This is a genomic window from Corynebacterium sp. MSK150 (genome assembly GCF_030229215.1).
In the GTDB taxonomy this organism is placed as follows: domain Bacteria; phylum Actinomycetota; class Actinomycetes; order Mycobacteriales; family Mycobacteriaceae; genus Corynebacterium.
Map to the genome: position 1 here is coordinate 1 of NZ_JASPHM010000018.1, position 26,154 is coordinate 26,154.

The window sequence follows — 26,154 nt, forward strand, 5'->3', positions numbered from 1 at the left end:
AACCACCAGTAGAAAAGAAATAGCTGCCTAAGCACTAGGTAGCCCCACTACGTGTCCACGATTTGCGGGCAACCCCACTTGAAATAACGGAGTCTTGAATACAGCCGACACTATCTGCGGGATACTCAAAATCATTGGGCTTGCTTAGATAAGTTAATCCGTACTTTGAGAAAGCCGAATTATGACTGGTTTCATCATCTTTTACAAACGAAAATCAGGCGAATCCTATATCACGCAATACCCTGACTCTGCTCAAGCTGTGAACTATAGATTCCTCCGTGAAGCTGAGAGCAGCGATCCCGATACAGAGGTCGCCCACAACTCTGCTCCGTCTTTGGCGTCGGTGAAAAATCCAATTCCCGGTACTTGATTGGAGTCGTCCACATCGCCGACGATTCGGACGGGCTAAATGACCTGTCACCGGCACGGCGAATACCGCCACATGTCGCGCACGGATCCTCTTTATACCCCTACTCGGAAACCCAAAAATCGAATAAATGAACCAGACACCACTGCACATGTCCGCCACAGCTGTCAAAATCGAGTCATGTCTGTTGAAGCTAGGGCCCTCTCACTGCGACGGTTAATGCACGATTCTGCGGCGGTTCGACTGCTTGCGGCTGATAACGCGCCGGTAATTTTGGCGCTGATTGCAGAGTACTTCCCCCGCGGTACCCGAGCACGGCCAGCGGCCGAGGTATACGAGTTGATGGTCACTGATTTTGAGGTTATTGCCAACGATTTTGCCATGCCCCGTACGCCCCAGAGTTATTGCACTGACTGGGTAAAAGCAGGATGGTTGGTGAGAAAGTCAGGTAAAAGTTCACACGGCGAAACGTTGGAACCAAGCGAAGACGCGCTTTCTGCTCTAGAGGCCATCGAGCGGTGGGAGTCACCAGTATCTGCCGTCACAGCATCACGGGTGGAATCCATTAGCTCGGCCCTACAACGGTTAGCAAGGGACACGAATAAGGATATCGCCAGTCGCGTTGGCAGTCTCGAGGCAGAACGGAACCGCATTGACCAGGAAATTGAAAAGGCACGTTTAGGACAGTTCGAATCCTTAACCTCAGCAGAGACAGAAGAACGTGTACAAGACGTGCTTAATATGGCAACGGCCGTACCGAGCGATTTCGCCCGAGTGCGCCACGAACTTGAGGCCCTCAATCATCAACTACGCCGGCAGTTATTAGACCCAGAGGGATACCGCGGCGATGTGCTCGAAGAGATCTTCACCGGCGTGGACCATATTGCTGAATCTGAGGCTGGACGCAGTTTCCGCGGATTCTATTCCCTCCTTATGGATAGGGAACGCAGTGCATGGTTGGACCAGTGGATAAAAGAAGTTTTAGAAAGCGATACCGGCCAGGAGCTGGCGCCAGAAATGCGGCAGCACCTGCGAAATCTTTTCCGTGATATGGAAGACACGAGTTTCGATGTCAACCAGACGATGACTGGCTTGGCTCGTAGCTTGCGCAACTACGTTTCCTCAGAGCAATTCGCAGAAGACAGGCGCATGATTGAGCTCCTAAGAGAGGCGCGCGGTATGGCCATTGATGCCGCACAAAACTCTGAGCTCAAGGCCTTTCACCGAATGGAGACGCCGCTGCAGCGCATCGGTATGTCCATCCACTCCGTTTCACGCATTCGCTTAGCCAACCCAGGTCGAGAGGTAGTGGAGGAATCACCTGAGGCGTTCCAGCCAGGCGAGGAAAACGCAGAAGCATTACTCGAGCTAGTGCGCGAATCAGAGATTGACTTTGAAGAGTTGCACGAGATGATTCGAAAGGCCGTCGGTAAGGCGGGCCCGTGCACCATTGGCCAAGTATTGCAGGCCTACCCTGCCACGCAAGGCTTAGCTAGTGTAGTGGGTTTGGTGCACATTGCGGATCAGCACCCCCTGCCTGACTTGAGAAATTCCACGGAGAAGGTCTTTTGGACCGAAGAAAACGGCACAACACGCGCCGCCTTCATTCCCACTATGTATTTCGACCGCACCACCATTGAGGAGCTATTGTGACCGCTGCACTTAATCACCGCGTCGATTCCGAGCATGAACCGCCGCTTTGGAATAGCGATAAAGGAACGCTGACGTATAACTCACGCCGCGCGTTGGTACAGCTGCTAAAAGGACCACTTATTCGAGCACAGAAGGAACCTGTCTTGTGGGCTGCGATCATTTCAGACGAAGAAAACCTGCGGGCTAGACTGCACGAGTTATTTCTCGAGCTCGTTATCGATGAAGCAGAAGGATTCGCCTTCACCCGAATGGTGGAAGAAGAAACGTTAGCTATTCCGCAGGTGCTGCGCACGGATAAGCTCAAGCACATCGACACAGCCATCTTGTTAAACCTTCGCCAAGAACTGGGGCTGGCGCTACCTGGCGAACGTGTAATCGTGGACGTGGAAGACCTGCGAGAGGGAATCGGGTACGTCCGCGCGGTTGATAACCGAGACGAGGCCGGATTCAATAATCGCTTCAATGCAGCAATCAAACGCATCCGCAATGAATATTCCCTGTTAAGCGCTACTGAGACTGAAGGCCGGTTTGAGGTTTCACCCGTATTACGCCAGCTTTTCGATTCCGCCACAGTTACCGCCATCCGGGACGAGTACGCCCGCCTAGCGGAGACAGGAAATGGCCAAGAGGATGATTCCAATGACTAATATTTACCCAGGTCAATACCGGATAAGCCGCGTCCAACTAATTAACTGGGGCACATTTCACGGATACTTTTCCATCCCCGTAGCTAGAAAGGGTTTCCTAATCACCGGCGGATCCGGTTCCGGCAAATCTACCTTATTGGATGCAATGTCGGCGGTGTTAGTACCGCAGAAAGATCTGAAATTTAACGCGGCATCGCAACAGGACCTTGGGCGGCATGATGGTCGCAATCTCGTATCCTATGTGCGTGGTGCATGGCGGCAACAGGAAAATACACAGACGGGTGAGATTGCTCCCGAGTACCTGCGAACAGGCGCAACGAATTCAATTGTGGCGCTGACCTACGATAACGGAGTTGGAAAGCAACATACCCTCATCGCCATTTTCCGCCTCAATGGCGGTGAAAATTCCGTGAGCCAGGTTAAGAAGCTGTACGGAGTGGTGCAGGGAGACGAGGACATCGATAAGCTGAGTTCGCTGCTCACGCGGAGCCTAGATACCCGCAAGATTAAAGCTTTATATAAGGGACCAGGGGCATCTTTCACACAGACGTATAGTACGTTCGCAGATCGCTTTCGTAAGCGCCTTGGGATCAAAAGCGAACTAGGCCAGGTGCTCCTGCACCGCACTCAATCCGCTAAGTCCCTGTCCAGCCTGGATCAGCTCTTCCGAGGCTACATGCTGGACAAGCCCTCTACTTTCGAGCGAGCCGATGAAGCTGTGGAGCAATTCGAGGACCTCCGCCAAGCTTACCTGCGGGTGGAGGATGTCAAAGCACAGATTGACACACTCGCTCCCCTTCCCCGTCTGCATGCGCAGCGAGATGTTGCAGAATCTGCCAAGCACAAGGCCGAGGCCATGAGTGAAGCGCTACCAGCGGTCCGAGCTCGCATGGTGGCGGAGGAATTGGACTATCAAATCAGAGCACTAAACGCGCAATTGGCTGAGGCTCAATCAGATGCCGAGTCTCTCGAGGATGAGGTCAAACACCTCGACGAGGCGGAGCGGTTAGCAGCAGTGGCTGTGTCTCAACTTAGTGCCGGCGAGCTCGATGCCCTAAGCGCAAAAATGGAGACTGCTGAAAAAGAAATCGAGCACCGCTCCAAAGAATTCCGGCGCTTGGCCGCTGCCGCCGGCCGGTGGACCGACAATTATGAGTTCAATCCGCATGGCTTTGCGGAACTTCAGGCTAATGCGAAGTTGCGCATCGCGGACTTTGAAGCTGACTCTGCCAAACTCATCAATCAGCAGCAAGAGGCTGGAGTAGCTGCTCGCGACGCCGCGACAACGTTTGCCACTCTGAAAAGCGAACTGGCTTCTTTCGGTTCGCGAAACACCAACATAGATAGAGCATTGGTAGAGCTACGGTCCCAGCTCGCTCACGATACGGGGTACGCCGAGTCAGAACTTCCCTTTGCTGGTGAGCTCATGGATATTAGTCCGCAACAGAAGGAATGGGAGCCGGTCCTCCAAAAGCTTCTTCACGGGTTTGCTGCTACCCTGCTGGTTCCGGAAAGCGCACAGAAAGCGATTAATCAGTGGGTCAATTCTCGGGACGTGGGGACTCGGCTCGAATACCGCACCATCCCTGAGTTTGCACCCGCACCAGCAACTGCGCGTAGCCCACAACAACTCATTCACAAGCTGGATTTCCAAGACCACCCTATGGCACCGTGGGTCCGCCATCATATTTCACGCCGATTTAACTATGAATGTGTCAGTTCAGTCGCAGCTCTCGAACAGGTAACTAAGACCCCAGCCGTTACTCGCGATGGCTTGGAAAGCCGCCCTAAGGATAAAGATGGGTCTACCCGCTTTATTAAAGACGACCGCAGGCGTTTTTCCGGCACCAGCTGGTACCGGGTGGGCTCTACCAATGACGCCAAGATTGAGCTGCTGCGCACGCAACTCGATGAAGCAAAAGCCCATGCCAGTGCCACCGCCAAGCTAGTTCAAGACTTAAACCGAAAAATGGATATCCTGCGCACTCAACGCGATAAAGCGAAACTGGTGTTAGAGACTAAGTTTCAGGATATTGATACCGCATCTGCAGAAACTCGCAAACGAGATCTGCAACGGCAATATGATTCTCTTGCCTCGTCACCCGAGGCGAAAGCCCTACATGCCGCGCACAATCGAGCAAAGGATAGGCTAGCTGCAGCCCGTGCCCGCCTTAAGCAATCCCAAAAGCACCTTGGAAGCATTGAGGGCGATCTCCAGCGCTCCACACAGCGTCGCCAGAACATCGGCACCGTACCTACCATAGCTGACGAAGCTATAGCCAAGGAGGTCAAAGAGGCCCTCCACAACGGAAGGCGCAAGCTTTCCATCGATGACATCGATTCCCGGCGCGATGCAGTACAAAACAACCTGCACGATACATCCCGCGCGGCTGCACGAAACATCGAGGAGATAAATGCCAAAATTGTCTCCGTTCTCCACACATACTTGTCTCAGTGGCCAGCGGAATCTGCGGATTTACAGCCACAGGCAAACTTTGCCGGTGAGGGCATCGAAAAGTTGAAGTTCCTTCGGGCCGATCGCCTTGCCGATTTCCGTGCTCAGTTCTTGGAACTACTTAATGGAACAACGGTGCAAAATCTGTCTCACCTTGCTTCTTCGTTGCGCCACGCTCGCAGCGATATCGAGCTGCGTATGGAATTTATCAATAAGTCGCTGGAGCGCTCACCCTTTAATGGCGACCGTATCTTGCGAATTGATGTGAAAGACGCTCGCGGCCAGGTAGTACAGGATTTCCAGCGAGATCTAGATTCCGCGACTTCGCATAGCCTGGCCGAGATCAGCGCAGATGAGCCGGAAGCGGCGTTGCGGCGCTACCATGCTTTGGATAAAATTCTCAGCCGCTTGGGTTCAACCCAACCGGAAGATATTCGTTGGCGCAACCTGGTTCTTGATACCCGAAAACACGTAAGCTTCATCGGCCGCGAATGCTACCCCGATGGAACAACCGCCAATACTTATCAGGATTCTGCTTCCCTCTCTGGTGGCCAGGCACAAAAGTTAGTTTTCTTCTGCCTGGCTGCGGCCCTGCGTTTCCGGTTAGCGGAGCCGGATCAGGATGTTCCCACCTATGGTTCCATCATTTTGGACGAAGCTTTTGACCGCGCGGATCCAGCCTTTACCCGCACGGCAATGTCTGTGTTTGAATCGTTTGGTTTCCACATGATTTTGGCAACGCCATTCAAGCTGATTCAGACATTATCGCCCTACGTCGACGGCACCATCGTGGTCAACTACGACGAGCCCATCATTAATGGCCGTCCACAGGCACGCACAGGCTATTCACTTATCGACGCCGCCTCGTATCCCCAGGAGGACCCCAATGCGGATTCCTAAAGACCTACAAGCACATGCGGCAAAGCACTTGCGCAACCACTTTGCGGAGGCGCTATCTTCGCCGGATTCCCTCCGTTTGGACTGGCCGCTACATCCACCGACGGCAGCCACCGCCAAACGCGATTTACCAATGACCCAAGAATTCATCCGCGCCTGGCAGCGCTGGCCGCACCAGGAAGAGGTTATCTACGAGTCCCGCAATTGGTCGCGTACTGGGCTGGGCACCAATTCCGTGCCTGTACGCGTGGTAATTGATGGCCCTGAACGCATCGCTTCCGCAGCAGGCATGGCCACAACATACTCGCATGCGGTTCAAAGAGCTCAAAAGATCGCCTCGATTTTCCCCGAGCACCCTGACTTCGCTCACACCGTTCACCGTGCTTACAAGCAGTGGAAAGACTTAAGCGCCTACGACCTGCATTGCTTGGGACCGTGTTTGAACTGGTTGCTCACCCATCCCGGTTCCGGCGAGTGGGAACGCGCCGTCCCCGTAGAGGGCGTTGATGGCAAATGGATCGGGTCCCACCGGCGCCTGCTGCTAACCCTGCTTTCTCCTTTCGGCATCACTGAACTAGGACTGCGCCGCAGCGACGCCCGTATTCGCTTTCGCTATCTCAACCACGCCCCGGCAGTGTCCGACCTCGAGATTCCGCTCTCCCACGCCGCATCCCTCTTCCCCACCAGGCCACCGCGAGTGCTCATCGTGGAAAATAAGCAAACCTTTCTGGCTTTGCCTGTGCTTTCGGACGCCGCCCCGCCCACCATTGCCGTCTTGGGTTCCGGCACCGCAGCGCATCAGCTCCACGCCCTCAACTGGCTCCACCAATCCGAAATCACCTACTGGGGTGATCTCGACGCTGCGGGCTTCAGCATTCTCAACGCCGTGCGCGCCCGCTTCCCCCACACCGCATCTCTGCTCATGGATACTGCTACCGTAACTGCGTTTAAGCACCTCGCTGTCCCTGACCCAGGCGACGGTTCAGCCACGCTCACTCACCTCACCACCGAAGAACAGGAAGCCTACCGTCTACTCTTCACCGAGGGCAGGCTGCGAATTGAGCAAGAGCGAATCCCTTTCACACACGCGAGCGATGCTGTCCACCACAAATTAGATTGATCTAACGTTTAAAATCACGCCCGGAAACCGAATGGCTCGGCTGTCGCATAATTGAGCTCGGAACCGTTCCACAAATTAGCTCTCAACATTGTCTGGCCCTGATACATATGCTTAGCTAGTATTCGAACATATAATTCAATCTTTCATTTGGAGACGCCATTGCCAGACCGGATTCACCCTTCCCTATTACGTATTTTCCAACGCTCGAAACCTGATGACATCATTGCCTTCATCGACGAAAGCTACGTTACACCGGAGGAGGACTTTTCAGAATCTTTCTATATCTTGGTCGGCACGGCCATCAAATTCGAACACCTTGGTAACACTCGGAGCCTCCTCAGGGAGACTGCACAGTCGAACTATTGGCATACGACCGAATCGATGCGCAGTTGTGATGGCCGGAAGAAAGTCGAAGAAATGCTCAAGTTATGCGATGACTTTGAGGATTTACAATATATAGCCTGCCTTCGACCACTGCAACGAAATCAGGATATTGAGCATGCTCGTCAAGATTGCCTTGAACTGCTCGTTACTGCACTCACTAAGAATGAGCCTTCTCTGAAAGGCATAATTTTCGAAGCACGCCACTCTCAGTCAGATAACGATAAAGACAGAAATACCCTCAAGCGCATGCGCAAGAAAAAGTTACTGCACTCTGGGATCAGTTTGGCATGGGTTAGCCCTGTCGATGAAACTTGCCTTTGGATACCGGACCTCGTCGCTTTTACATACAGGCGCACTTTTACCCACGGAGGACAAAGCACATTTCTATACCAAAAATACTTGGAAGAGAATTGCGAAATTCTAGAGGTAACTCCGAAACGATGATTCGCGAAGCCGAACCGGAATTCACAATAAAATGACCCTCACCTGCCGGTAGCCTCGGTGAGGGTCGAGCAGCTGTACATGATGTAGGGCTGCTCCTGCTAAGGATTATGCCCTACCACCCCCTTTAGAGTCAATAGCAGCTCTATAGGAGCATCATGACGAGTTACATGCGTGCTGACGGAGCTAGTCAACAAATCCTTGCTTACCCAGGCGGTCGAGATAAGAGTTCCAGTCCTCAAAGACATCTCTTAAGGCATGGATCGGGTCGACATCGATACCGCTGCAGTGTCTAAACTCTTGAAGGCTAAATGCCGCTGCGCCGACCGCAATTGCAGCCCGAATAGCAATTTCAAAGGTTTCGACTGCATTCTGACGCTCATCTCTGTCTTGAGCTAATGCGAGCTCAATTTGTCTCACCACATTATGATGCACGGACCGATTGAACCGGCTGTACATTTCTCCGCCCTGGAAGCCGTCGAAATATTCCGCTACCAAATCTGTGTAGTTCAAGAGTTTCTGCGATTTCCCATACCCCTGAGAAGCGAATGCCTGCTTTATCTTTATGTGATCTGCTGTCGCTTCGCTGTAGGGTGACGCATTATTCCTGCCACCCGAGTTTTCGTAGCCGTTAACAACAACATTGACTGCACGTACAGTCCTGATCCATGGATCTGCGTCCTCATTCAGATACATCACCAATGCTGAGTTCTCCAAAGCGGACCTTGCAAGTATTGATGGCGTAAGCGGGTAGCGAATATCAGAGTTCAGGAGCAGACCAAGAGAATGCAAGATTCCACCTGCGGTTTGCAGCGAAGCCGCAGACAGGTCATCAGCTAGACGGGATATTTCCCATTTCTGGGCACCACGAATCTTCGACTCAAATTCAATATCGAGAGAATCTGCCTCTTCTGCTGTAAGAAGCCTAGGAGAGCATGCAATCTCGTTAACGGTATGGGCGACGGCCTCACAATGGACTCCAAGGCCCCTCAATGGAAAATATTGCTCGTACTCGGCAAATGAATTTTTCCTTGGCTTTCCTCGTCTAAATACGTGCTCGAACACTCTTCGCATGTATCTGTTTTAACAATGGGTAGAGCACATTGACCAAAAGAAAAAGTCAGGGACTCAGCCTGCCTACAGGCCAACCGTAGCCTGAGGAAACTCCACTAATGCACCCCTATTGAAAAACCGGATATTGATCAATAGGGGCGCGGGACAGAACGCCCAATTTATATAGTCGGCGCTTTTTAACAATTAGGGTTTCTACGTTCACTACTTAACTGCACCAACGCGCAGAGGCAATCTCCCTCCCGAGAAGAGTGGTAGTGCCAACCAAATGGAAAACAACGCGACCAACGGCCTGGTGCTTGGCCACACGAGCTGGCCTGCAGCATCGCATCGGAGGTCGTTCTCATAGTTCTGCTTACCTTCGGCGGGATCGACGTACGCCAGATACCACTCCAAGCCGGACTGGTTAGCAACCTCCTAGATAATATGCGCCACGGCAGCGCGCCCATTACCCTAACCACGCTGGTGATCAACGGCGTAGGCGAAGAGCTATTCTTCCGCGACGTTGCCCGCCGCCAGCCTGCCGACGTCCTCTCCCCCAACCCGCCATCCTCCCCCAACTAGCGCTCTACATCGCCGTCACCGCCACAATGGGTACTCCCCTCCTGCTCGTTGCCTCCGTCCTTATCGGCGGCATCGACGCATTAGAAGCCCACCGTGCCGACCAGCCTCATCTCCGCCACCACACTGCACCTAGTGTGGAGCATAGAAATGGTGCTTTTGTTGCCGGTGGTTATCGCGTAGGCAGCAGTCCACGGCTTGGTCTTAGAAGGCGCTAATTAACTCCACATTCTCGTAGTAGGCAGAATGCGATTTAACGGCATCGCTCACGTCGTGATTGACCGCAAACGAGGCGTCCAGGCCCTCGAACCCGATCGCCTTCCTGCCGCCCATCGCTGCAGGATATAGATATCCTAGAACCCTGTCATTCTGGGAATGGTAGTTGTGGACAACACCAGAAAGAGCTTCCCCAACTGAATCCCACGTCGTATCTTGACCAATGGCCGCACCTAGAAGATGCACGGCTTCAACGCGCACTTCATTTTCGGTCCCGGCAGCGCCTGCTAGCGCAGTAGCAAGGTTGAGCATGACGCGGCCGCCCAAACTGTGGCCTACGAGTATCACGGATTCTAGGTTGGTGCGCTGAATAATTGCGGCGAGCGTCATTGCTGTCTTATTTGCACGGTTAACCGCAACCGTCCACGGGTTCTTGACCAAGTCCAGGGCGCCTAGCGCCAAGCCGGCAGGCGCTGCTTTCTTCGCCAGCTTCTTGCTAGCGTGCTTGACCATGCCCTTGAGAACAGCCCCTCCAGCGAGGCCGGCTCCTGGGGACAAGAACCCAGAAAGCTCCAGCAGTTCCTTGCTTCCCCACGTCACAAGGTATATCGGAGAATCAGGGTAGGCGGCTTCGACCGCCTTAACTTCTGTACGCCAATCGAGCTTCTTCTCAGTGGTAAAACCACGTGCAATCAAAACGGGCGTACCGCTCCCCTTGCGGACGCACTGAATATCAAAGGAGTCATCCTCGCCAACATAAGAGTTAAGCGCCTTTACTCCGTAGGCAGAGCCAAGCAATCCACCAGCAGCGGTGACGACTAGACTGCCGCCAGCCATACCTAAACCACCAGAAGCCAAGGAGCCGAAGCCGAGCGCTGCCAGACCAGCATTGTGGGCGGCAGCGCCAGATAGCCCAAGAATTGTGGTCCCATAAGCGCTGCCCAACATCGGTGCGGCAAACCATCCACCGGCGCCTCCGAGAATTAGAGCGGTGGCGCCAGCAGCGGCAAACTTGGCTGCACGACCAACATTGGCTGCCTTAAATTCGCGGAGCTCGCGCCACTGAGTGAGGTCAGCAATGCGATGGTCGAGGCGCTCAAAATCAGGGACTTGGTGAAGGTGTTCTGCACACACTGTCGGCAAAGCCACCAGACCGAGGCCGGCGGCGGCGAAGTTATCGCACTGGGGCACGGTGCAATGGGACGTCGCCGAGCCGCAGTTCTCGCACACGTACAGAGATTTAGTCTTGGATTTCCGGTGGGTGGATTTGGTTAGGCAGCGGGAGCACCAGCCTGCCTCGGTGGCGTCACTAAGCGTGTCCATAAGCTCGGCCAAAGTGGTAGCCAACTTTGCAGAAGCAATAGCTTGCTCCCTAAGCTCTTGGACCTCTCCCTCTTGGCGCTTGACCGCACGCTTTACCGCCTTTGCCGCAAAGTCCCTCTGATCAGCCGGGCTAATAAACTCGTTGTGGAAATTGAAGTCTTCCTGGACCGCAGCCACGGCTGCCGGAAGTTGGGCCTCCAAGTCATCCGACTCCTTCTGCCCCACCGCTGCAAGCCACAGTGCATCAACAATCGCCGGCGAGCCAGTCAGCTCGGCATCACCCTCTACCTCAGGCGACTGAACATCACCACGGCGCGCAACACGTACAAACCGGCCAAGATTGGAACGCAGCTCGCAGGAAAAGGAGCCATCATCCTCAGGGTTAAACGAGATTGCGGCAGACTCAATGGAGGTCTTTTTGGCCATGGCGCGCAGCCTTTCAGTAAAGGAATAAGAATTAAATAAAGCCTATACCACGCCTTCTATCTGTGGCGCCTTAGAGCCGCTTGCCGACGCCCCGAATTCCCCAACCCTCAACCTGCCAGCAAGAACGAGGAAGGCCCATGACAAGGCCCAGCCATCTCAGCGGACTCGCTGCACGCAGCTGGGTGTTCTTGTGGTCTCACCTCTAAACACACTCCCGTGGCTTTGGAGTGCACCCCGGAAGCAGTCCCCAGTTTCCGCATCCCAACGTCCAAGGTTCAGTTCACCTGTCTGCAGAGCCGCCCCAAACGTCCCAAACCATGTCAGGTGTTTCCACGACCGCTAAGAATCAGGCTTCGATAAGTATCTATAAACCTAGCCACACACAAACAACTTGACACGCTCCCTGCTGAGATAAGGAATAGGACGAAATATGGATGAGGGCAAGCACCTAAGCCAAGAACGCTTTATAGGACCAGCCATTTGTGATGCTTGCAGCCGTGCGACCTTGAGGCGTCTTTCTTTAGCCGTCTCAGACTTCCGCAGTATCCTCGCCCCGCAGACGTCCTCGCTGTACCGCCATTGTCAGCACTCCACTACACCAGAAATGGGTTGGGGGGCAGGTCAGCACCCTCATCACCGTACTCATCGGCTCCACTCCTGTAGTTAGGAGCGTCCCCCAAGGCCCTGTCCTTCGCTCTACTCGCCCTCATCGTGGAGCACCAAGCCGTTGATTCCCCGTTGACCAAGAAAACACCGCTAACCAGCGACACCTTCCTGGGTATCGCTAACGCACCGACTCATTAGGGCGCTTGAAGAATCTATCGCTGAATCCCGCAAGGCTACCGTCGACGCGGAAGATGCTTCCAGCCAATAAGAATAAATTGGAAAACAAGTCCTACACTCGTCGCAGCTGAGCTATCGCCACGCAGGCAAGCATCAATTAAGGACGAAAGTTCAATAAAGCTCGTTGAAGGATTACTTCAGCGATTACCGAAAATTTCCATCTCGCACCGATCACCTCATGCAGACTAACCTAGCTAGCATGAGGAAGATCAATGTCACGCTGAAAAACTGTCACGGCATCCGTGAGCTAAACTCGGAATTTACATTCGATAGCGGAAAGGCTGTTGCGATATACGCGCCTAATGGAACAATGAAGACCTCTTTCGCGCGAACCCTCACGGATTTTTCCAATGGTGAAGCCACCATTGACCATGTTTTCCCAGACCGCCAGACTGAGCGCTCCATTAACGATGAAGAAGGTAAGGAACTTGATCCTAGCCATGTGGTGGTTGTGCCTTCCTATGATGAAGAACTACAACCAACCGAGTTGACCTCGACTCTTCTAGTGAACGCGGGACTTCGAAAGGAATACGAAGACCTCCAGGTTGGACTCATTGAGGCACGCAACAATCTTGTCGCCGCTTTGAAAGAGCATTCAAAGACTAAGCAAGACATCGTTAGCACAGTGTCACGAGTATTTACTCAAGAAGACGACAGATTCTTCGACGCCGTGCTGCGCATCAACCAAGAAGTTGCGCAGTTGGAAGAACCGCAATGGGCTGACCTTCCACACGACACTATCTTCAACGAAAAGGTCGTTGCGATCCTTCAGGATCCCAAGGTCCGGTCAACACTAGCTCAATATGTCGAGCGCCTCAACGAACTCCTCGACGAATCCGAGTTCTTCAGTAGAGAATCATTTTCTCTATACAATGCGGAAAACGTGACAAAAAGTCTAAACAAGAATGACTTTTTCAACGCGGGGCATTCTCTGCGCCTACACGGAGAAGGTGAGCTGCGCGAAATATCGAGCGCTAGCGACCTGGAAAAGCTTGTCGCTGACGAGAAGAGGAAAATTACCGACGACGATTCGCTGCGAAAAAAGCTCAATACAGTTGAAAAAGCTCTACAGAAAAACGTAGACACTCGTCGCTTCTTCGACTTCATTGCGAGCCGAGTGGAACTACTGCCAGAGTTGGCAAACGTCGAGGCTTTCCAACAAAAGGTTTGGGTATCGTATCTGAAGGAGCAAGAACACCTTTTAGAAGCGCTAGTAACCTGCATCGAGGACACGGAAAAGCGTCGCCGAGCGATTGAAAAGCAAGCAGCAGAAGAAAGCACCCAGTGGGAAAAAGTTATCGAGATCTTCAATGACCGATTCTTTGTGCCGTTCCAACTCAGTGCAAAAAATAGAAGCCGCGTCATCCTCGGCCAAGAATCTGTCTTGGAGCTTACTTTCGAGTTCAAAGAGGATGAAGTGACCACCGGCGTTGAGAGGGAAGACCTACTTAAAGTACTCAGCAACGGAGAGAAAAAGGCTCTCTACATCCTCAATGTGCTATTCGAGGTAGAGGCCCGAAAGCTCGCAGGTCGGGAGACGCTTTTTGTTATCGATGATCTTGCTGACTCGTTCGATTATAAGAACAAATACGCCATTATCCAGTATCTCAAGGAGATGACAGAATGCGAAAACTTCAAGCTCATACTCCTGACACATAACTTTGACTTTTTGCGCACTGTGCTTGGCCGAGGAGTTGCCAATTATGGGCAGTGCTTTATGGCCCAAAAAGGCGAAACAGGTGTAACCCTCAACAAGGCAGAATACATTAGAAATCCGTTCACCAAGAAGCTCAAAGGGCAATTCTTCAGCAGTGGCATGCAGCGCATAGCATCAATCCCATTTGTACGAAACATTATTGAATACACCACAGGAGAAAAAGATGAGGACTACACTACCCTCACATCGCTCCTCCATTGGAAGAGCGACTCCGCTTCAATCACGAATGAGGACCTCGACAAAATCTTTAAGAAAACTTTCCATAGTCAGCAAGGAAAAGCCTGGAGTTCCCCACAAGAACCTGTGATGGAGCTATTAACAAGGCAAGCCGAACAGGCCGTCAATGCTGATGAAGGTATCAACTTCGAAAACAAGATCGTACTGTCCATCGCCATTCGAATCCTTGCGGAAAAATATATGATATCCGAAATCAACGATCCGTCGTTTACCGATACGATCACGAAAAACCAAACAGAAAAGCTGCGTAAAAAGTTCAAAAACCGAAATCTGGGCACCGCTGAAATCCAAGAAATACTCGAGCGCGTCTCCCTCATGACATCAGAGAACATCCACGTCAACGCGTTCATGTATGAACCGATCATCGACATATCCGATGCGGCCCTGCGCCAGCTCTACTCCCAGGTAAAAGAACTCAAAACCGAATGACCCAGGAATCCGGCCAAGCGTAGGAACAGTAGGCGTTTCTTATGACAATGTTCTAGACGAAACAGTCAACGATCTCTACTAGAGCTACACTTATTCACGCTCGGGATTCGCGGACGTCGGTAGGAGAAGTCGAGGTCGCTTACTAGCGCCGGGAAATGTTGATGGAAAACCAAACGCGAAGCGCCAAAGTACGCCACCTACTGGGCATCGAAACCCCAATATTGCTTCCACCCCCTTAAGTACGGGGCTGCAAAATGAAGAGTCCCGTTTCCGCGACTTTTACGAAAGACTATTTCAAGCATTGCGTGCGTATCCCTATTGTTCCTCTAGGAGTCTCATTCCCGCTACTCCATGGAGGGAGGTGAGCTTAACTGCGCTACGGAGGATCCGACCTAAGACAGCGCAGATGATTCCACCATTAACTAGCTCGACTGCATTAGCTTGCACTGCTTGGGTCTACCCATGCTTGCCTACACCGTCCCCAACAACACCGCACAAACCAAGAGAATTGCATTGCGCGGTGCGAGCTCCTTGCCCTTCAGCTCACCCAAACGGCGCGGGACCGAGTTTGCCCAACCACAGGAAAGCAGCCCCCCGGCTTACTGCAGTGTAGAAACCATTGGATTCAGTCAGCGCACCTATGCTCCCCGAAACAACCATGAGCAGCGAGCCTGTTCTGGCTGCGCGCCAACCCTAACTCCGGCGGGCCTTCCTGGACACCCGTACCCGCATGCTCAGTCTGGGAAGCAAGCCTTCCACGCGTTGCCCACGCTTTACGACGCCCCCTCCCACCATCGCCCTCCACTGCTCCGGCACCATTGCCGCCCCACCTGAGCACCAAAGAGCAGAGCGCCTACTGCTTCCCCTTCAGAGCGGGCAGGCTGCTCATTGAACAGGAGCGGATTCCGTTTAGCGCATGCGAGTGTGGCGATTCGGGAAATATACGGACTAGCTCAGCTTTAATTAACCCCGCCTAACAAGCTCCTCTCCCAGGAACCCCGAGATCCTGAATCACATTGACTAAATCTTGATTCACGCGTTTAATCGAAGATAACAAGGAGTACAACCATGAACATACCTACTGATTTTGGCGATCGCGTCCGTACGCAGCGCCAACTGCGCGATCTTAACCAGCGAGAGCTTGCTGCCATGACCGATGGCATTCTGTCCCAGCCGACTCTTGCACGCTTGGAGACGGGCACAGCCACGCCAACTCTTCACCACATCATGGCCCTCGCGTGGGCTTTGGGCATCGATGCCGCCGAGCTTGTGGACGCCATCCCGCTCTCCCAGCGTGTACGCGTTGCCGCCCGCGGGGACGGCGTTGGCGTGGATACTGCGACACAGCAGCTATTGCCTTTCCTTCAACTGCGTGTGAACTTGGACGGCCTCAATGCCTAAATCGAAAAGCCCATCTCAGCAAGGCATTGACCTAGCTACCCGTTTTCGAGAAGAACACCTGCTAGGTACCGAGCCGATCGATGACATCAATGGTCTCATGAAGCTGGTCGACGCGGACTTCATTGTCCTCGAACTGCCGAGCGGCTTGGATGCCTTGACTCTTCGTGATCCCTCCTCGGGTGCTTTAACAGTGGGGATTGGAACGAGCAGCAATCCGTATCGCCAACGGTTCACTGTGGCGCACGAAATTGGTCATATCATAGCCGGTGACATCACAGAAGACGGAGCTGCCCTGCGCTGCGATTCAACTCATCCTTCCGAAACACGCGCGAACACTTTCGCACGGTGCGTGCTGTGCCCTACGGAGGCACTCCACGCTCTGTCCCAGACTTCGCCCCAGGAGGAGCTCTTATCGGACGTCGTCCAGAGCTTCCAGGTCTCCCCCACTGTGGCAGCAATCCAACTCTGCGCTGCCGGAGTCATTTCGGAAGACGCTAAAGAAGAACTCAAAAACTACTCCACTAAGCGGCTTGCCTCTCAATTTGGATGGAAAGCCAACTACGACCACGCTGCCAGGATTTCCAAGTTGCCTCGCGCCTCTGAGAGGCTCGTTGCTGATGCTTACAAGGCCTACGACCAGGGACTCGTTGCTCTCCCTTCGGTTGCCTTCGCCGAACAAGTCAACATCGAGGAAGTTCTCGATTCAACGGGTGATGAGCAGCGCCCATCCAACAACGAACACACAGGTAGCGATGATATCGAAGCTGATCTAGCAGACTTCTTCTCTGACGAATAGGCGCGGCATGACTAGAAAATTCATTTTCGCCGATACCAGCGTGCTCCTCAATTTCATCTGCGCCGGCGAACAGGATCTCCTTCTCAAGTTCGTGGGCGATGAACAGCTTCACGTACCGCAAGCTGTTAAGGACGAAGTAGAAAGAAAGCTAGAAATTCCGAGGTTCCAAAGCGGCTCTAAAACCTGGATTTCCCTGGTTACACACGGTCACGTAAAGGTCCTCGCGGATGATTATGACCGCCTATGGAAGCACATCCATCTGTTCTCTGGCCCTGGTTACACAATCCAAGGCGGGATGGCGAAGAACCTTGGCGAGTACACCGCTATCGCACATTGTCTTGCACTCCTTGAGGACGATCCCACTGTAAAAACAGCAATCATCATCGATGACGAAGAAGCGAAACAGCTCATACGCAAACGACAGGCGGCAACGGTCTTCACCACTGAAGCAGTGCTCCTCCGCTGCGTGCAGCTTCACGCCCTCACGAATCGCGGTGAATCACGACGGGTGTGGGAGAAACTCTCGAAGTTCGACAATCTTCTCCCCTTCGAAGAAACTATGCTCAACGAGCGTACTCACTATCACCGCTTTAATTAGTCCTCGCCTCATGCTTTGTCATCGCTGGATTCCACGACATCTAAAACTATCTTCGTTTGATTTGCTACTGGGCTAAAGGACCTCCAGCGTGATAGCGAAGATTTTCTAACGGAACTCAGCCCCCAGAAAAGCTGCCACCCCTACTCCTCCCCTCCCCTCTTCCTAGCTTCCCTACGCTCGCGCCTTCGAGCACGTTTCGCTTTGCGAATGTCAACGACCCAACGCGGAACAAAAGGCCACGGAAGTGGAACCCCGAAACCACCCGTCATCCCGACAGCTCCGATAAAGACAGCTGTCAAGAACACAACCCGCAGCACTGAGCCGACAAACTCAGGAGGGTTCATGCTTTCGACCAACCCTAGGACACCGCCAACACCCATAATTAGCGAGCAGTAAGGATAATAGAAGAGGACGCCATCACTTGCTGCACCTTCCCAGGCGCTTTCGTCGTACCACTCTTCTGATCGGGGATTCCTCCGCACGTCCAGGATGTAATAGGTCCAGAAGAGCACCGCGACAAGCACCAGCCCGACGTATACGAGCAGCTCGGTAATATCCGCGTCCATTGAATATGGCCTCCTGTACCTGCTGGTAGCGGTATGTAATAAGACGCTACCAGCGCCCGCTGAGTAAGGCATGAGACTAAACAAAATACGTCTACAGAAAGCACACCGGCCACGGAGAAACTTATAGGCCCAAACATTTGTCGCGCCTGTAGTCTTGCGACCTTTAGGCCTTTAGCGGGTCCGACTTTCGCAGCATCCGCGCCGCACAGACGCCCCGCCTTCGCTCCGCTCACCATCGAGTACTCTGCTACAGCCTCGCTTGCCGACGCCCCTTTCCACCCCGCCCACAACGCCCCAGTACTTTTGAGCCGCAGTCCGCGCTACGCTCGCCCGCGCAGTGGTACACGCTGTGGCCTGACTGCCGCACGTCGCTTAGCACCGCCTCCTGCATAACCCCTTCATCCGCACCGGCGCATTGCCCTTCCATGAGGCTGCCGCCCTGCGCCCAGAGAGATTCTGGTCCGTAGAGAAAATCAACGCCGGCGAATCGAAAATCCGCAGCCTCAGCCAAGCATTGGCCGCGCCACGGGAGCTCGTTTGGGCCGGGGTATAAAAGGAGCGGGCGCTTAGCGACGCCTCCCCAATCCCCTCTATCCCAATCCTGAACCCGAGATTGCCCACATTTCCTCGCCTTCACTCGAGCCCCTAATGAAGTCCCATTCGCGGTATTTCATGGGCAAGGTTGAGGCTGCGGCCGACGTTGTCTTCTCCGACGCCTAGTCTCGCTCCAGCCGGTAGTTTTCCATAATCGCTTCCAAGTCATGGAACAATGCCGGTCCGTAATTCGGGTGGCGGAGGCCGAATTCCACGCTGGCGGGAATGAAGCCGACCGGTTTACCAAGATCGTGGCGGATGCCATCATGGACTATGACGTGGACGGGGTGGACTTCGGAGATAAGCGGATCGATGGCGTCAGTAAGCTGCAGCTCCCCTCCCTTGCCTGGCTCGATGCGTCGGAGGCTTCGAAAATCGCGCGGTCCAATAGGTAGCAGCCCGTAGCCACCAAATTCGTCGGAGCACCCGCAACTGCTGCTAACACCAAACCGCCATGCTCCTTCCCCACTCAAATCATCTAACTCACGGCGGTGGTGAGCTCCATAACGTCATCAGGAGGCATGCCTGCGGAACAACCTACATCGTCATCCAATATCAACTCTGCCAAACCAACGGCATGTCCCAGGCCGAAAGGATCATCCTGAATCACCGCAATGGATAATAACTCTCCCTGTGTCTTTCGGCCTCGGCTCCTGTGTTTTTCTATCTCAGACATCGAAGACCTATACGACCGTAGAAAATTTCTCAAAGACCAGAAATATCAACAGATGCAAAAGCTTGTGGTTACTACTGATTAGCAACTCAGACTTGAGGATAGAAATTCAGCTTCTCTTCTCTCATTGCATGTTCCCACTAGCTCTTGCACGGAGATACGGACCCCAGCCATGCGATAGCTAACTGGAGTCAACTGTGCTTCAGACTGACGAAGCTTCTCCAGCGCTTACAAGGCTTTGGTATGTTTAGGCGTCAGTAAAGTGGTGCAGAGTCAGGAAGCCAAATACCACCGTGCGCTTTAAAATTCTAGTTTCCTACGCACTAGGCCTTACCTACCTTGACTGCCGGTGAAAGCATGGCTCCTTCATCATGAACTTTTCAAAGCCGGAGCTAAGAGATTCCTCTCTGTAATCTATTTCATTTGACCACAACTCATGGAAACTCTGCCCCAACACTTCAGGCGCCAGCTACAAACCTGATTTGTAAACGAACAGGTATCTCACCCGAGGTGGAGCGGAGTCACCGACTCCATTTTCCCGAGCACGGGCTGCCGTTCATCCTAGAATGTCGGGCCGGGGAAGGTGTGGAACAAATTCATGAACGATATTACTTCACGTAATTCGTCCCAGTCAGTTGACTTGTACGGAGTAATACCAAGTTCAGCCTTTCGACCGGCTAGCAGTTTCGAGATACTCGGAGGAGCATCCGCTACCAACTCCGGGTTCTCCCGCCAATAAAAATCGAGTGTCAGAGACTCAAACTTCTTTTTAAAAGCTACAGGAACATCGATCCAACTACTTGCTGGTTCGCCCAAAAATTTTGTCATTCCAGGTGATAGAAAATCGGCAGCGAAAGCTTGACCAAGCTCCAAGTGATTTTTCCAACCGGGTTCGGGTATTGACCCACGTGCGATTTCGATGCCGGCCGACTCCTGGACTAGGTCTAGCATCAATAGTTTACGATAAAATTTTTCGCTTCTAACCGAAGCCAACGAGCAAAGTGAATCGACGATTGTATCCGGAAACTGTGTCGCAGCAACCTTTGCTGTCGCAAATTCCGTCAACCCCATAACCGGGTTAATTGCTTTAAGCCCTGCAGCTTGAAAAATAGGATGCTCCCTGATAGGATCTTTTCGCCGCAAAAAATGCCAAGGAGAAGCCTCAAAAATAGAACCAAACGAAAAGTAGTCAGCCTCAAAGTACTCTCGGAGAAGGATTACACCCAGACCCATAAATGTCCAAGAGCTTTCAAATTCTCGAGCATTAGTTTCGATGATTGCGGTTTCAAACTTTGAGTAATATTTGCGCTCACGCTCAAAACCGGTGCCAAAATCGATAGAAACTAGTCGGGCTGAATCCCCCAACAGGGATAGAGCTGCCAATGAATCAAATCCGCCACTAAAACTTAGCGCCACTCCTTCTCCCGATCCAGAATCTGGAGCTTCCGAAATGTAGCGTGGAACATTCCATTTCGCACCGGTGACCGCACTTAATTTGGATACAACGGATTCGGTGAGTGGTTCATTAAAATTAACTTCACTGAATTGATTGCCAAATATTGCTCCCACAGCGACAGCGACTTGATCAGAATGAGGAACGAAGCCGTCTGGAAGTTGGAACCAAAGCATCTCGTCAAATGAATCCGATTTGATCCGCATCGAAACCAAACCAGCATCGGACTTCTCTAATTCGTCGACCACTAGAATTTTAGCCACAGAACTCTCCATTTCCAGGTTGATCTGTCTTCAGCACTCTTACCAACTCTATCCGTTTTATTGAAGTACTAGAGCAACGATGAACTGAAAACCTAAATGTTTTTAGCCTCAATGGCGGCTGAAGTTCCCAATCAAAAGGATCGTAGGTTTATTCACGGCGCTCCAAAGCCAAGACTTCGCTAGTCGAGACTAGGCGTCGAGTTTCCTGCCGCAACCAACCAATTCCACCAGTATCACTGAAGCAGTTTCGGTCGGTACTTTTCCATAATTGCTTCCAAATCCCGGAACAGCGCCGGACCGTACTTTGGATGACGCAAACCAAACTCCACGCTGGCGGGAATGAAGCCGGCTGGGTTGCCGAGGTCGTGGCGGATGCCATCGTGGACCACGACGTGGACGGGGTGGCCTTCGGAAATGAGCAGATCGATGGCGTCGGTAAGCTGCAGCTCCCCGCCCTTGCCTGGCTCGATGCGGCGAAGGGCGTCGAAAATCGCCCGATCCAATAAGTAGCGGCCCGTAGCCACCAAATTCGACGGCGCATCCTCAACCGCGGGCTTTTCTACCATGCCTACGACCTTCTTCACGCGGGCGTCGTCAGTAGCCTCAATATCGAATACTCCATAGCTGGACACGTGTGCGGGATCTACTTCCACCGCCAGCAACACGGAACCGCCGTGCTCCTGGCGCACCCGAATCATTTCACTCATGGCAGCAGTCGGCTCAATGACGTCATCTGGAAGCATGACGGCAAAGTAGTCTTCGTCGTCATCCAATACGGACTCGGCCAGCCCCACTGCATGTCCCAATCCCAAGGGCTTGTCTTGGGTTACGGCAACTGGATGAATGATCTCCGCGGCACGCTCAACCTTCGCCGCCTGCTCGTCTTTGCCACGGGCAAGGAGAAGCTCCACAAGATCCGGGAATTCATCAAAGTGGCGCATGACTTCGTCTTTGCTTGGCGACGTCACAATGGCCAACCTCGATGCCCCCGCCGCCGCAGCTTCTTCCGCAATCATCTCGATACCAGGGGTGTCCACAACCGGTAGCAATTCCTTGGGAACCGTCTTGGTCGCAGGCAAGAAACGAGTACCCATGCCAGCAGCTGGGACAACGACGGTGCGGACAGATGGAGAAAAATTCATAGAGTCAGGATACCTTGCAATCGAAAAATATTAGCTTCCAGTGCCGTGGTGACGGAGGGAGTTCATTCACCATGTAACGAGTAGAGGAAAATTTTGGAGCTGTGCCAATTGACAGTCACGCACTAGGTCATGGAAGGACTTTTCCAAGCTCTTTACCTACGTGCCTTCCTGGATAACCGCGGCAAGCGGTTAGGACGAGCCAACGTGAGGCTCCACCAAAGCAGCTGTGGCATTCCCACCTGGTTAAATGGTGCAGTGCTTTTCGACGCCAAATCTCGGCCAATGCCCTCTTTGCTACTCACCGATCGACTTTGGACTTGAAGTATTCGACAGTTTGTCGAATGCCCTCGCTCAATGCCACTTCCACGCTCCAGCCCAAACGCTCTTGCGCCTTCTGGGAATTAAGGCAGGAACGCGGGACATCTCCCAGGCGTGCTGGTGCAAACTCAGGCTGATCCTCCGACCCAACAGCGGAAGCGATCTTGGAGTGCAGCTCGCGGTCACTGGTTTCAACTCCGGTGCCGATATTGAACCGCTCGCCGTTTCCACCGCGAAGCCAAGCCAAATAAAATGCTTTGGCAACGTCTTTCACGTATACGTAATCTCGGGTATTCCCACCAGTACCGAATACTCGGGTTGTTTCGCCTTTGAGAAGGCGCTCCGAAAAAATGGCGATTACGCCTGCTTCACCGTGAGGGTTCTGCCGCGGACCATAAACATTAGCTGGGGCGATGAAGGCACAGCCCAAGTCTGGATATAGCCGGCTAAACATTCCCAAATACAATTCTCCTGCAGCCTTACCTGCTGCATACGGGGATTCAGGCAGAACCGGGAAAGTCTCATCCACCGGGAATGATTCAGGCTGCCCATATATCGAACCGCCCGAAGACGTATGCACGATCTTTTGGACTCCGTGCCGTCGAGCTGCCTCCGCAAGGCGGACAGTTGATACTACGTTAGTCACGCAATCATCGACGGGATCCTCCACAGATTTGCGCACATCAATCTGAGCAGCGAGGTGAAATACCACGTCGGTTGGGTTCTCGGAAAAATGTTGCTCAAAATCAAAGTCACGGATATCCGATTCCAGAAGGTTGATTTTCCCAACTCGCTCTGCCTCCGAAAGGTTCTCCCGAGTTCCCGAAGACAAGTTATCTAAAATGTCGACTTCGTATCCATTGGATACAAGAAGATCGACTAGGTGCGAGCCGATAAAACCTGCTCCACCCGTGACCATTGCTCTCATGGTAGTCCGCCTTTCCGTTGATCCCTAGATATTGCTGACCGACAATCCGAGCCGAACTGCCGATAACAGACGCTGTACAGCCTTTAGAGTACTGTCATCAATTTGTTGGTTGATTACGATTTCATCGAGCCCTAAGTCTTCTGCGAAAAGCACGGCCGCACCGATGCTGGGCAACACGTCGTTCTCATGCCTCTTAAACATGAAGCTATTTGTACCTACGGCTAGAGAATTCAGCGAGCGAAGAGCTCCGTTGAACTCATGGCTAGGCAGGTCATAAAGTGCTCGAGACTTAAAATCGACGCCTTCGCCCAATTCATTGAATAAAGCACCCTGCGATACTCCTATAGGCAGACCTTTTGGATAGTACTCAATTGGTCCAATGTGGTTAGTTGTCGAGTTCGTATATTCGCGAATTTCGTGAGCCGTATTCGGCCCAATTCGCCCTGGAACGCTCATCTCATCCCCCACCCAAGGGGCGAAGATAAGTGTCAAGGCGACTGCCCGCCTATCCGGGTTCACAGACCGAGGCGCATGATCTGCGGTGAAAAACTCAGCTGGCGGAAAAGCATCGTACTCAGTACGTTCCCAACCAAAGCTAAACTGACCGAGTGAATTCGTCTGTTGAGTAAATTTCATCTACTTGACTCCAAAATAGGTATTCCCCAAGACGAAGCTCCCAGCCGGAAGGTCGTACTCGGACTTTTTTGGCAGGATGAGGGCTGAAAAGCTAAGTTCTCCCCGCTCCTTAAGCACTCGCCCGGTGAATCTTTCTACGTCATCAGCAGGAATCTGCGCGTCGTCCGGGAGAACGACGACGAAGTCCGAATCTTGTGCCTTCGCCGACATCAAGGCCGAAACTGAGGAAAGCCAACTTGCCGGTTTGTCGTCACGATCGGGCCTAGCCGAGAAGTCGAGTCCTAGCTGGCGGAGCTTTACCATGTCAGCGTAGCTTGCCCCATCAATCTTACTGACGAAAGTTGTTCCCAGGCCATCAATTTCAACGCTGAACGAACTCACTGCCCCATCCCAGCCTTCCTGTGGGATTACCTTCTCAGACCACACATCCACGGTTCGCTCGACGAGGTGATCTGGAAGATATGCCCGGGCCTCATCAACCAACGCTCCCCGGTCTTCGACCTTTGGCCAAGCACCTTCGTGGCTTCGCTGTTCTTCCAACCGCTTTTTGGTCCAGTTGCTGAGGTTCCATTTAAAAAACGCAAGTGCCGAAGTTGCCGCATCCGACTGATTCTTATTGTCAGTCACCGTAACCTGGCGAGAATGCTGCCGCCTTAGAGTGACAGGCTTTCCTGTATGCCCGAGCCGTACTCCGGCGCGAAGCATCCTGAGCATAATATTGTTGTCGACTCCACTAGAAATGGTTTCGTCGTACTTGAACCGACGGAGTACGTCAGTACGGATAAACCACGTGCCGTGTCCTGGTGCCGCCCCCTTTTCGAAGGCCGTGTATACAGCTGGGACCATCGAAATTTGAAGTTCCAGCTCACCCGAATCGTCCTGGAAGTTCATAAATGAACCAACGTTGCCATCAAGACCCTCATTGAGCGCCTCGAGGTGCCATTCGAGCCGACGAGGATGCATGAGGTCATCATCATCAATTACTGCAGTGTACAGACCCTTGGAGGCATCAAGTGCCTTGTTTCGCGCAGCAGAAATGCCCTTCTGCTTTTGGTGGAAATAGCGAATCCGGTGATCCTCGAAAGAGTCGAGCACCTCTTTGAGGTTATCGGAGCCACCATCGTCAACGACGACGATTTCGAAGTCTTGAACACTTTGGAAAAGAATCGATTGAATCGTCTCACCAATAATATCGGCGCGGTCTTTAGTAGCAATAGCTACAGTCACTAAAGGCGTTGCAAAAGCGGGCCGGTAAGTCCAGTCGACGAAATTGCGGACGAAAGTCTTGTCGTTGTAAACAACGTTTCGGTTGTCCTGTACAGCTTTGACCCCTTCTGGAGTCTTTGCTACTGCCTTGGCTGTCGGAGGGTGCCACATGTGGTACATGCGCACACCGGGGTCCTCAATCCAAAGAGTTTTATATCCCGCTCTGCGCGCGCGCTGAGCAAAATCAAGGTCTTCTCCGCCGTAAGTGTGAAGACGCTCATCAAATCCTCGAATGGAGTTAAACCCACGACGAGAGATAGCCATCATGCCGCCCATTCCCCATCGCGGACGAGGTCGGCTCGCCGCTTCCATTCTGTCCCAATCAGAAGGATGTGCCGCAACCCAGTCATCTGTCATATACTCCGGCAAATCCCGGCACTGCAGGAAGTAGGCAGCGGTCGGATTTCCCTTCGCTATCTCTACAATCCTTTCAAACGATCGGGGGGAAAAGACCATATCGGCATCGGTAGAGACTAAGAAGTCACCAGAGGCAATGGCAAAGCCTGCATTCAATGCTCGCGACCTTGACCATGGGCCAGTCCTCGGAGTGTATACGTACGAAATGCCAAGCTCTGCTGCTAATTGTTCGGTCTCCTGACGGCTGCTCGAACCGTAATCAGATAGGACTACCTCACCATCGATACCATTGAAAGAGTTCTGAATGCTGGTAACCGCCAGACGCAGGCGCTGAATGCCCCAGTCTCTAAAACCAATGACTACTGATACGTCCACC

The 26,154-nt window shown here is 52.8% G+C and carries 20 protein-coding genes and 1 pseudogene; 12 read left to right on the top strand and 9 right to left on the bottom strand.

What is annotated here, in order from left to right:
* Nucleotides 1-547: 547 nt before the first annotated feature.
* From QP941_RS10275 to QP941_RS10295, 5 genes are all read left to right on the top strand, one after another.
* Nucleotides 548-2,020, top strand: coding sequence for a DUF3375 domain-containing protein (locus QP941_RS10275; protein WP_284868853.1), 1,473 nt, complete (start codon nt 548-550; stop codon nt 2,018-2,020).
* The gene (locus QP941_RS10280; protein WP_150850728.1) at nt 2,017-2,667 is read left to right on the top strand and encodes a DUF4194 domain-containing protein; all 651 of its coding nucleotides are present in this window, start codon (nt 2,017-2,019) and stop codon (nt 2,665-2,667) included. The genes QP941_RS10275 and QP941_RS10280 overlap by 4 nt, the downstream gene beginning before the upstream one ends.
* On the top strand, nt 2,660-6,022 hold the full coding sequence (locus QP941_RS10285; protein ID WP_284844952.1) for an ATP-binding protein: 3,363 nt from the start codon (nt 2,660-2,662) through the stop codon (nt 6,020-6,022). Before QP941_RS10280 ends, QP941_RS10285 begins: the two co-directional genes overlap by 8 nt.
* Nucleotides 6,009-7,139 carry a DUF3322 domain-containing protein gene (locus tag QP941_RS10290; RefSeq protein ID WP_284868854.1) on the top strand — a complete coding sequence of 377 codons (1,131 nt, stop codon included), beginning with the start codon at nt 6,009-6,011 and terminating at the stop codon, nt 7,137-7,139. Before QP941_RS10285 ends, QP941_RS10290 begins: the two co-directional genes overlap by 14 nt.
* A gap of 147 nt (nt 7,140-7,286) precedes the next feature.
* Entirely contained in the window at nt 7,287-7,967 is a 681-nt protein-coding gene (locus QP941_RS10295; protein WP_284868855.1) for a hypothetical protein, read from the top strand.
* A gap of 183 nt (nt 7,968-8,150) precedes the next feature.
* Here the strand turns inward: QP941_RS10295 and QP941_RS10300 are convergent, their stop codons facing one another.
* Nucleotides 8,151-9,029 (bottom strand): hypothetical protein, encoded by an 879-nt coding sequence (locus QP941_RS10300; protein ID WP_284868856.1) that lies wholly within the window; start codon nt 9,027-9,029, stop codon nt 8,151-8,153.
* Nucleotides 9,030-9,461: 432 nt separating this feature from the next.
* Here QP941_RS10300 and QP941_RS10305 point away from each other — a divergent pair, with 432 nt between their 5' ends.
* Nucleotides 9,462-9,599 carry a hypothetical protein gene (locus QP941_RS10305; RefSeq protein WP_284868857.1) on the top strand — a complete coding sequence of 46 codons (138 nt, stop codon included), beginning with the start codon at nt 9,462-9,464 and terminating at the stop codon, nt 9,597-9,599.
* Between the two features lie 201 nt (nt 9,600-9,800).
* On the opposite strand, the gene QP941_RS10310 is transcribed toward QP941_RS10305, so the two are convergent.
* A complete protein-coding gene (locus tag QP941_RS10310; RefSeq protein WP_284868858.1) occupies nt 9,801-11,561 on the bottom strand; it encodes a DUF726 domain-containing protein in 1,761 nt (586 codons plus the stop codon).
* Between the two features lie 1,042 nt (nt 11,562-12,603).
* On the opposite strand from QP941_RS10310, the gene QP941_RS10315 reads away from it, so the two are divergent.
* From QP941_RS10315 to QP941_RS10335, 5 genes and pseudogenes are all read left to right on the top strand, one after another.
* The gene (locus tag QP941_RS10315) at nt 12,604-14,787 is read left to right on the top strand and encodes an AAA family ATPase (protein WP_284868859.1); all 2,184 of its coding nucleotides are present in this window, start codon (nt 12,604-12,606) and stop codon (nt 14,785-14,787) included.
* A gap of 7 nt (nt 14,788-14,794) precedes the next feature.
* A pseudogene (locus QP941_RS10320) lies at nt 14,795-14,927 on the top strand (IS3-like element IS3501 family transposase); the annotation flags it as partial.
* Nucleotides 14,928-15,855: 928 nt separating this feature from the next.
* Nucleotides 15,856-16,188 (top strand): helix-turn-helix domain-containing protein, encoded by a 333-nt coding sequence (locus tag QP941_RS10325; RefSeq protein ID WP_284868860.1) that lies wholly within the window; start codon nt 15,856-15,858, stop codon nt 16,186-16,188.
* Entirely contained in the window at nt 16,181-16,984 is an 804-nt protein-coding gene (locus QP941_RS10330) for an ImmA/IrrE family metallo-endopeptidase (RefSeq protein ID WP_284868861.1), read from the top strand. The genes QP941_RS10325 and QP941_RS10330 overlap by 8 nt, the downstream gene beginning before the upstream one ends.
* A 7-nt stretch (nt 16,985-16,991) precedes the next feature.
* On the top strand, nt 16,992-17,582 hold the full coding sequence (locus QP941_RS10335; protein ID WP_284868862.1) for a PIN domain-containing protein: 591 nt from the start codon (nt 16,992-16,994) through the stop codon (nt 17,580-17,582).
* A 140-nt stretch (nt 17,583-17,722) separates the two neighbouring features.
* Here QP941_RS10335 and QP941_RS10340 read toward each other — a convergent pair whose 3' ends face one another.
* On the bottom strand, nt 17,723-18,148 hold the full coding sequence (locus tag QP941_RS10340) for a hypothetical protein (RefSeq protein ID WP_284868863.1): 426 nt from the start codon (nt 18,146-18,148) through the stop codon (nt 17,723-17,725).
* 761 nt (nt 18,149-18,909) lie between these two features.
* Between QP941_RS10340 and QP941_RS11685 the strand changes: the two genes are divergently transcribed.
* Nucleotides 18,910-19,137, top strand: a complete 228-nt coding sequence (locus QP941_RS11685) for a hypothetical protein (RefSeq protein ID WP_502869215.1) — start codon at nt 18,910-18,912, stop codon at nt 19,135-19,137.
* A gap of 83 nt (nt 19,138-19,220) precedes the next feature.
* On the opposite strand, the gene QP941_RS11690 is transcribed toward QP941_RS11685, so the two are convergent.
* The 6 genes from QP941_RS11690 to QP941_RS10370 all read right to left on the bottom strand — a co-directional run bounded on the left by QP941_RS11690 (nt 19,221) and on the right by QP941_RS10370 (nt 26,153).
* A complete protein-coding gene (locus tag QP941_RS11690) occupies nt 19,221-19,418 on the bottom strand; it encodes a hypothetical protein (protein WP_502869216.1) in 198 nt (65 codons plus the stop codon).
* A 558-nt stretch (nt 19,419-19,976) separates the two neighbouring features.
* Entirely contained in the window at nt 19,977-21,131 is a 1,155-nt protein-coding gene (locus tag QP941_RS10350; RefSeq protein WP_284868864.1) for a hypothetical protein, read from the bottom strand.
* A gap of 233 nt (nt 21,132-21,364) precedes the next feature.
* Entirely contained in the window at nt 21,365-22,273 is a 909-nt protein-coding gene (locus QP941_RS10355) for a UTP--glucose-1-phosphate uridylyltransferase (protein ID WP_284868865.1), read from the bottom strand.
* Nucleotides 22,274-22,571: 298 nt separating this feature from the next.
* Entirely contained in the window at nt 22,572-23,519 is a 948-nt protein-coding gene (locus QP941_RS10360) for an NAD-dependent epimerase/dehydratase family protein (RefSeq protein ID WP_284868866.1), read from the bottom strand.
* A gap of 24 nt (nt 23,520-23,543) precedes the next feature.
* Complete coding sequence (locus QP941_RS10365; protein ID WP_284868867.1) at nt 23,544-24,155, bottom strand: hypothetical protein; 612 nt, start codon at nt 24,153-24,155, stop codon at nt 23,544-23,546.
* Nucleotides 24,156-26,153, bottom strand: coding sequence for a glycosyltransferase (locus QP941_RS10370; protein ID WP_284868868.1), 1,998 nt, complete (start codon nt 26,151-26,153; stop codon nt 24,156-24,158).
* Between the last annotated feature and the right edge of the window lies 1 nt (nt 26,154).

Coding starts and splice junctions, on each gene's coding strand:
- QP941_RS10275 (WP_284868853.1), top strand. CDS start 548: ATGTCTGTTGAAGCTAGGGCCCTCTCACTGCGACGGTTAATGCACGAT.
- QP941_RS10285 (WP_284844952.1), top strand. CDS start 2,660: ATGACTAATATTTACCCAGGTCAATACCGGATAAGCCGCGTCCAACTA.
- QP941_RS10290 (WP_284868854.1), top strand. CDS start 6,009: ATGCGGATTCCTAAAGACCTACAAGCACATGCGGCAAAGCACTTGCGC.
- QP941_RS10305 (WP_284868857.1), top strand. CDS start 9,462: ATGCGCCACGGCAGCGCGCCCATTACCCTAACCACGCTGGTGATCAAC.
- QP941_RS10310 (WP_284868858.1), bottom strand. CDS start 11,561: ATGGCCAAAAAGACCTCCATTGAGTCTGCCGCAATCTCGTTTAACCCT.
- QP941_RS10315 (WP_284868859.1), top strand. CDS start 12,604: ATGAGGAAGATCAATGTCACGCTGAAAAACTGTCACGGCATCCGTGAG.
- QP941_RS10325 (WP_284868860.1), top strand. CDS start 15,856: ATGAACATACCTACTGATTTTGGCGATCGCGTCCGTACGCAGCGCCAA.
- QP941_RS10330 (WP_284868861.1), top strand. CDS start 16,181: ATGCCTAAATCGAAAAGCCCATCTCAGCAAGGCATTGACCTAGCTACC.
- QP941_RS10335 (WP_284868862.1), top strand. CDS start 16,992: ATGACTAGAAAATTCATTTTCGCCGATACCAGCGTGCTCCTCAATTTC.
- QP941_RS10340 (WP_284868863.1), bottom strand. CDS start 18,148: ATGGACGCGGATATTACCGAGCTGCTCGTATACGTCGGGCTGGTGCTT.
- QP941_RS11685 (WP_502869215.1), top strand. CDS start 18,910: ATGGAACAATGCCGGTCCGTAATTCGGGTGGCGGAGGCCGAATTCCAC.
- QP941_RS11690 (WP_502869216.1), bottom strand. CDS start 19,418: ATGTCTGAGATAGAAAAACACAGGAGCCGAGGCCGAAAGACACAGGGA.
- QP941_RS10355 (WP_284868865.1), bottom strand. CDS start 22,273: ATGAATTTTTCTCCATCTGTCCGCACCGTCGTTGTCCCAGCTGCTGGC.
- QP941_RS10360 (WP_284868866.1), bottom strand. CDS start 23,519: ATGAGAGCAATGGTCACGGGTGGAGCAGGTTTTATCGGCTCGCACCTA.
- QP941_RS10365 (WP_284868867.1), bottom strand. CDS start 24,155: ATGAAATTTACTCAACAGACGAATTCACTCGGTCAGTTTAGCTTTGGT.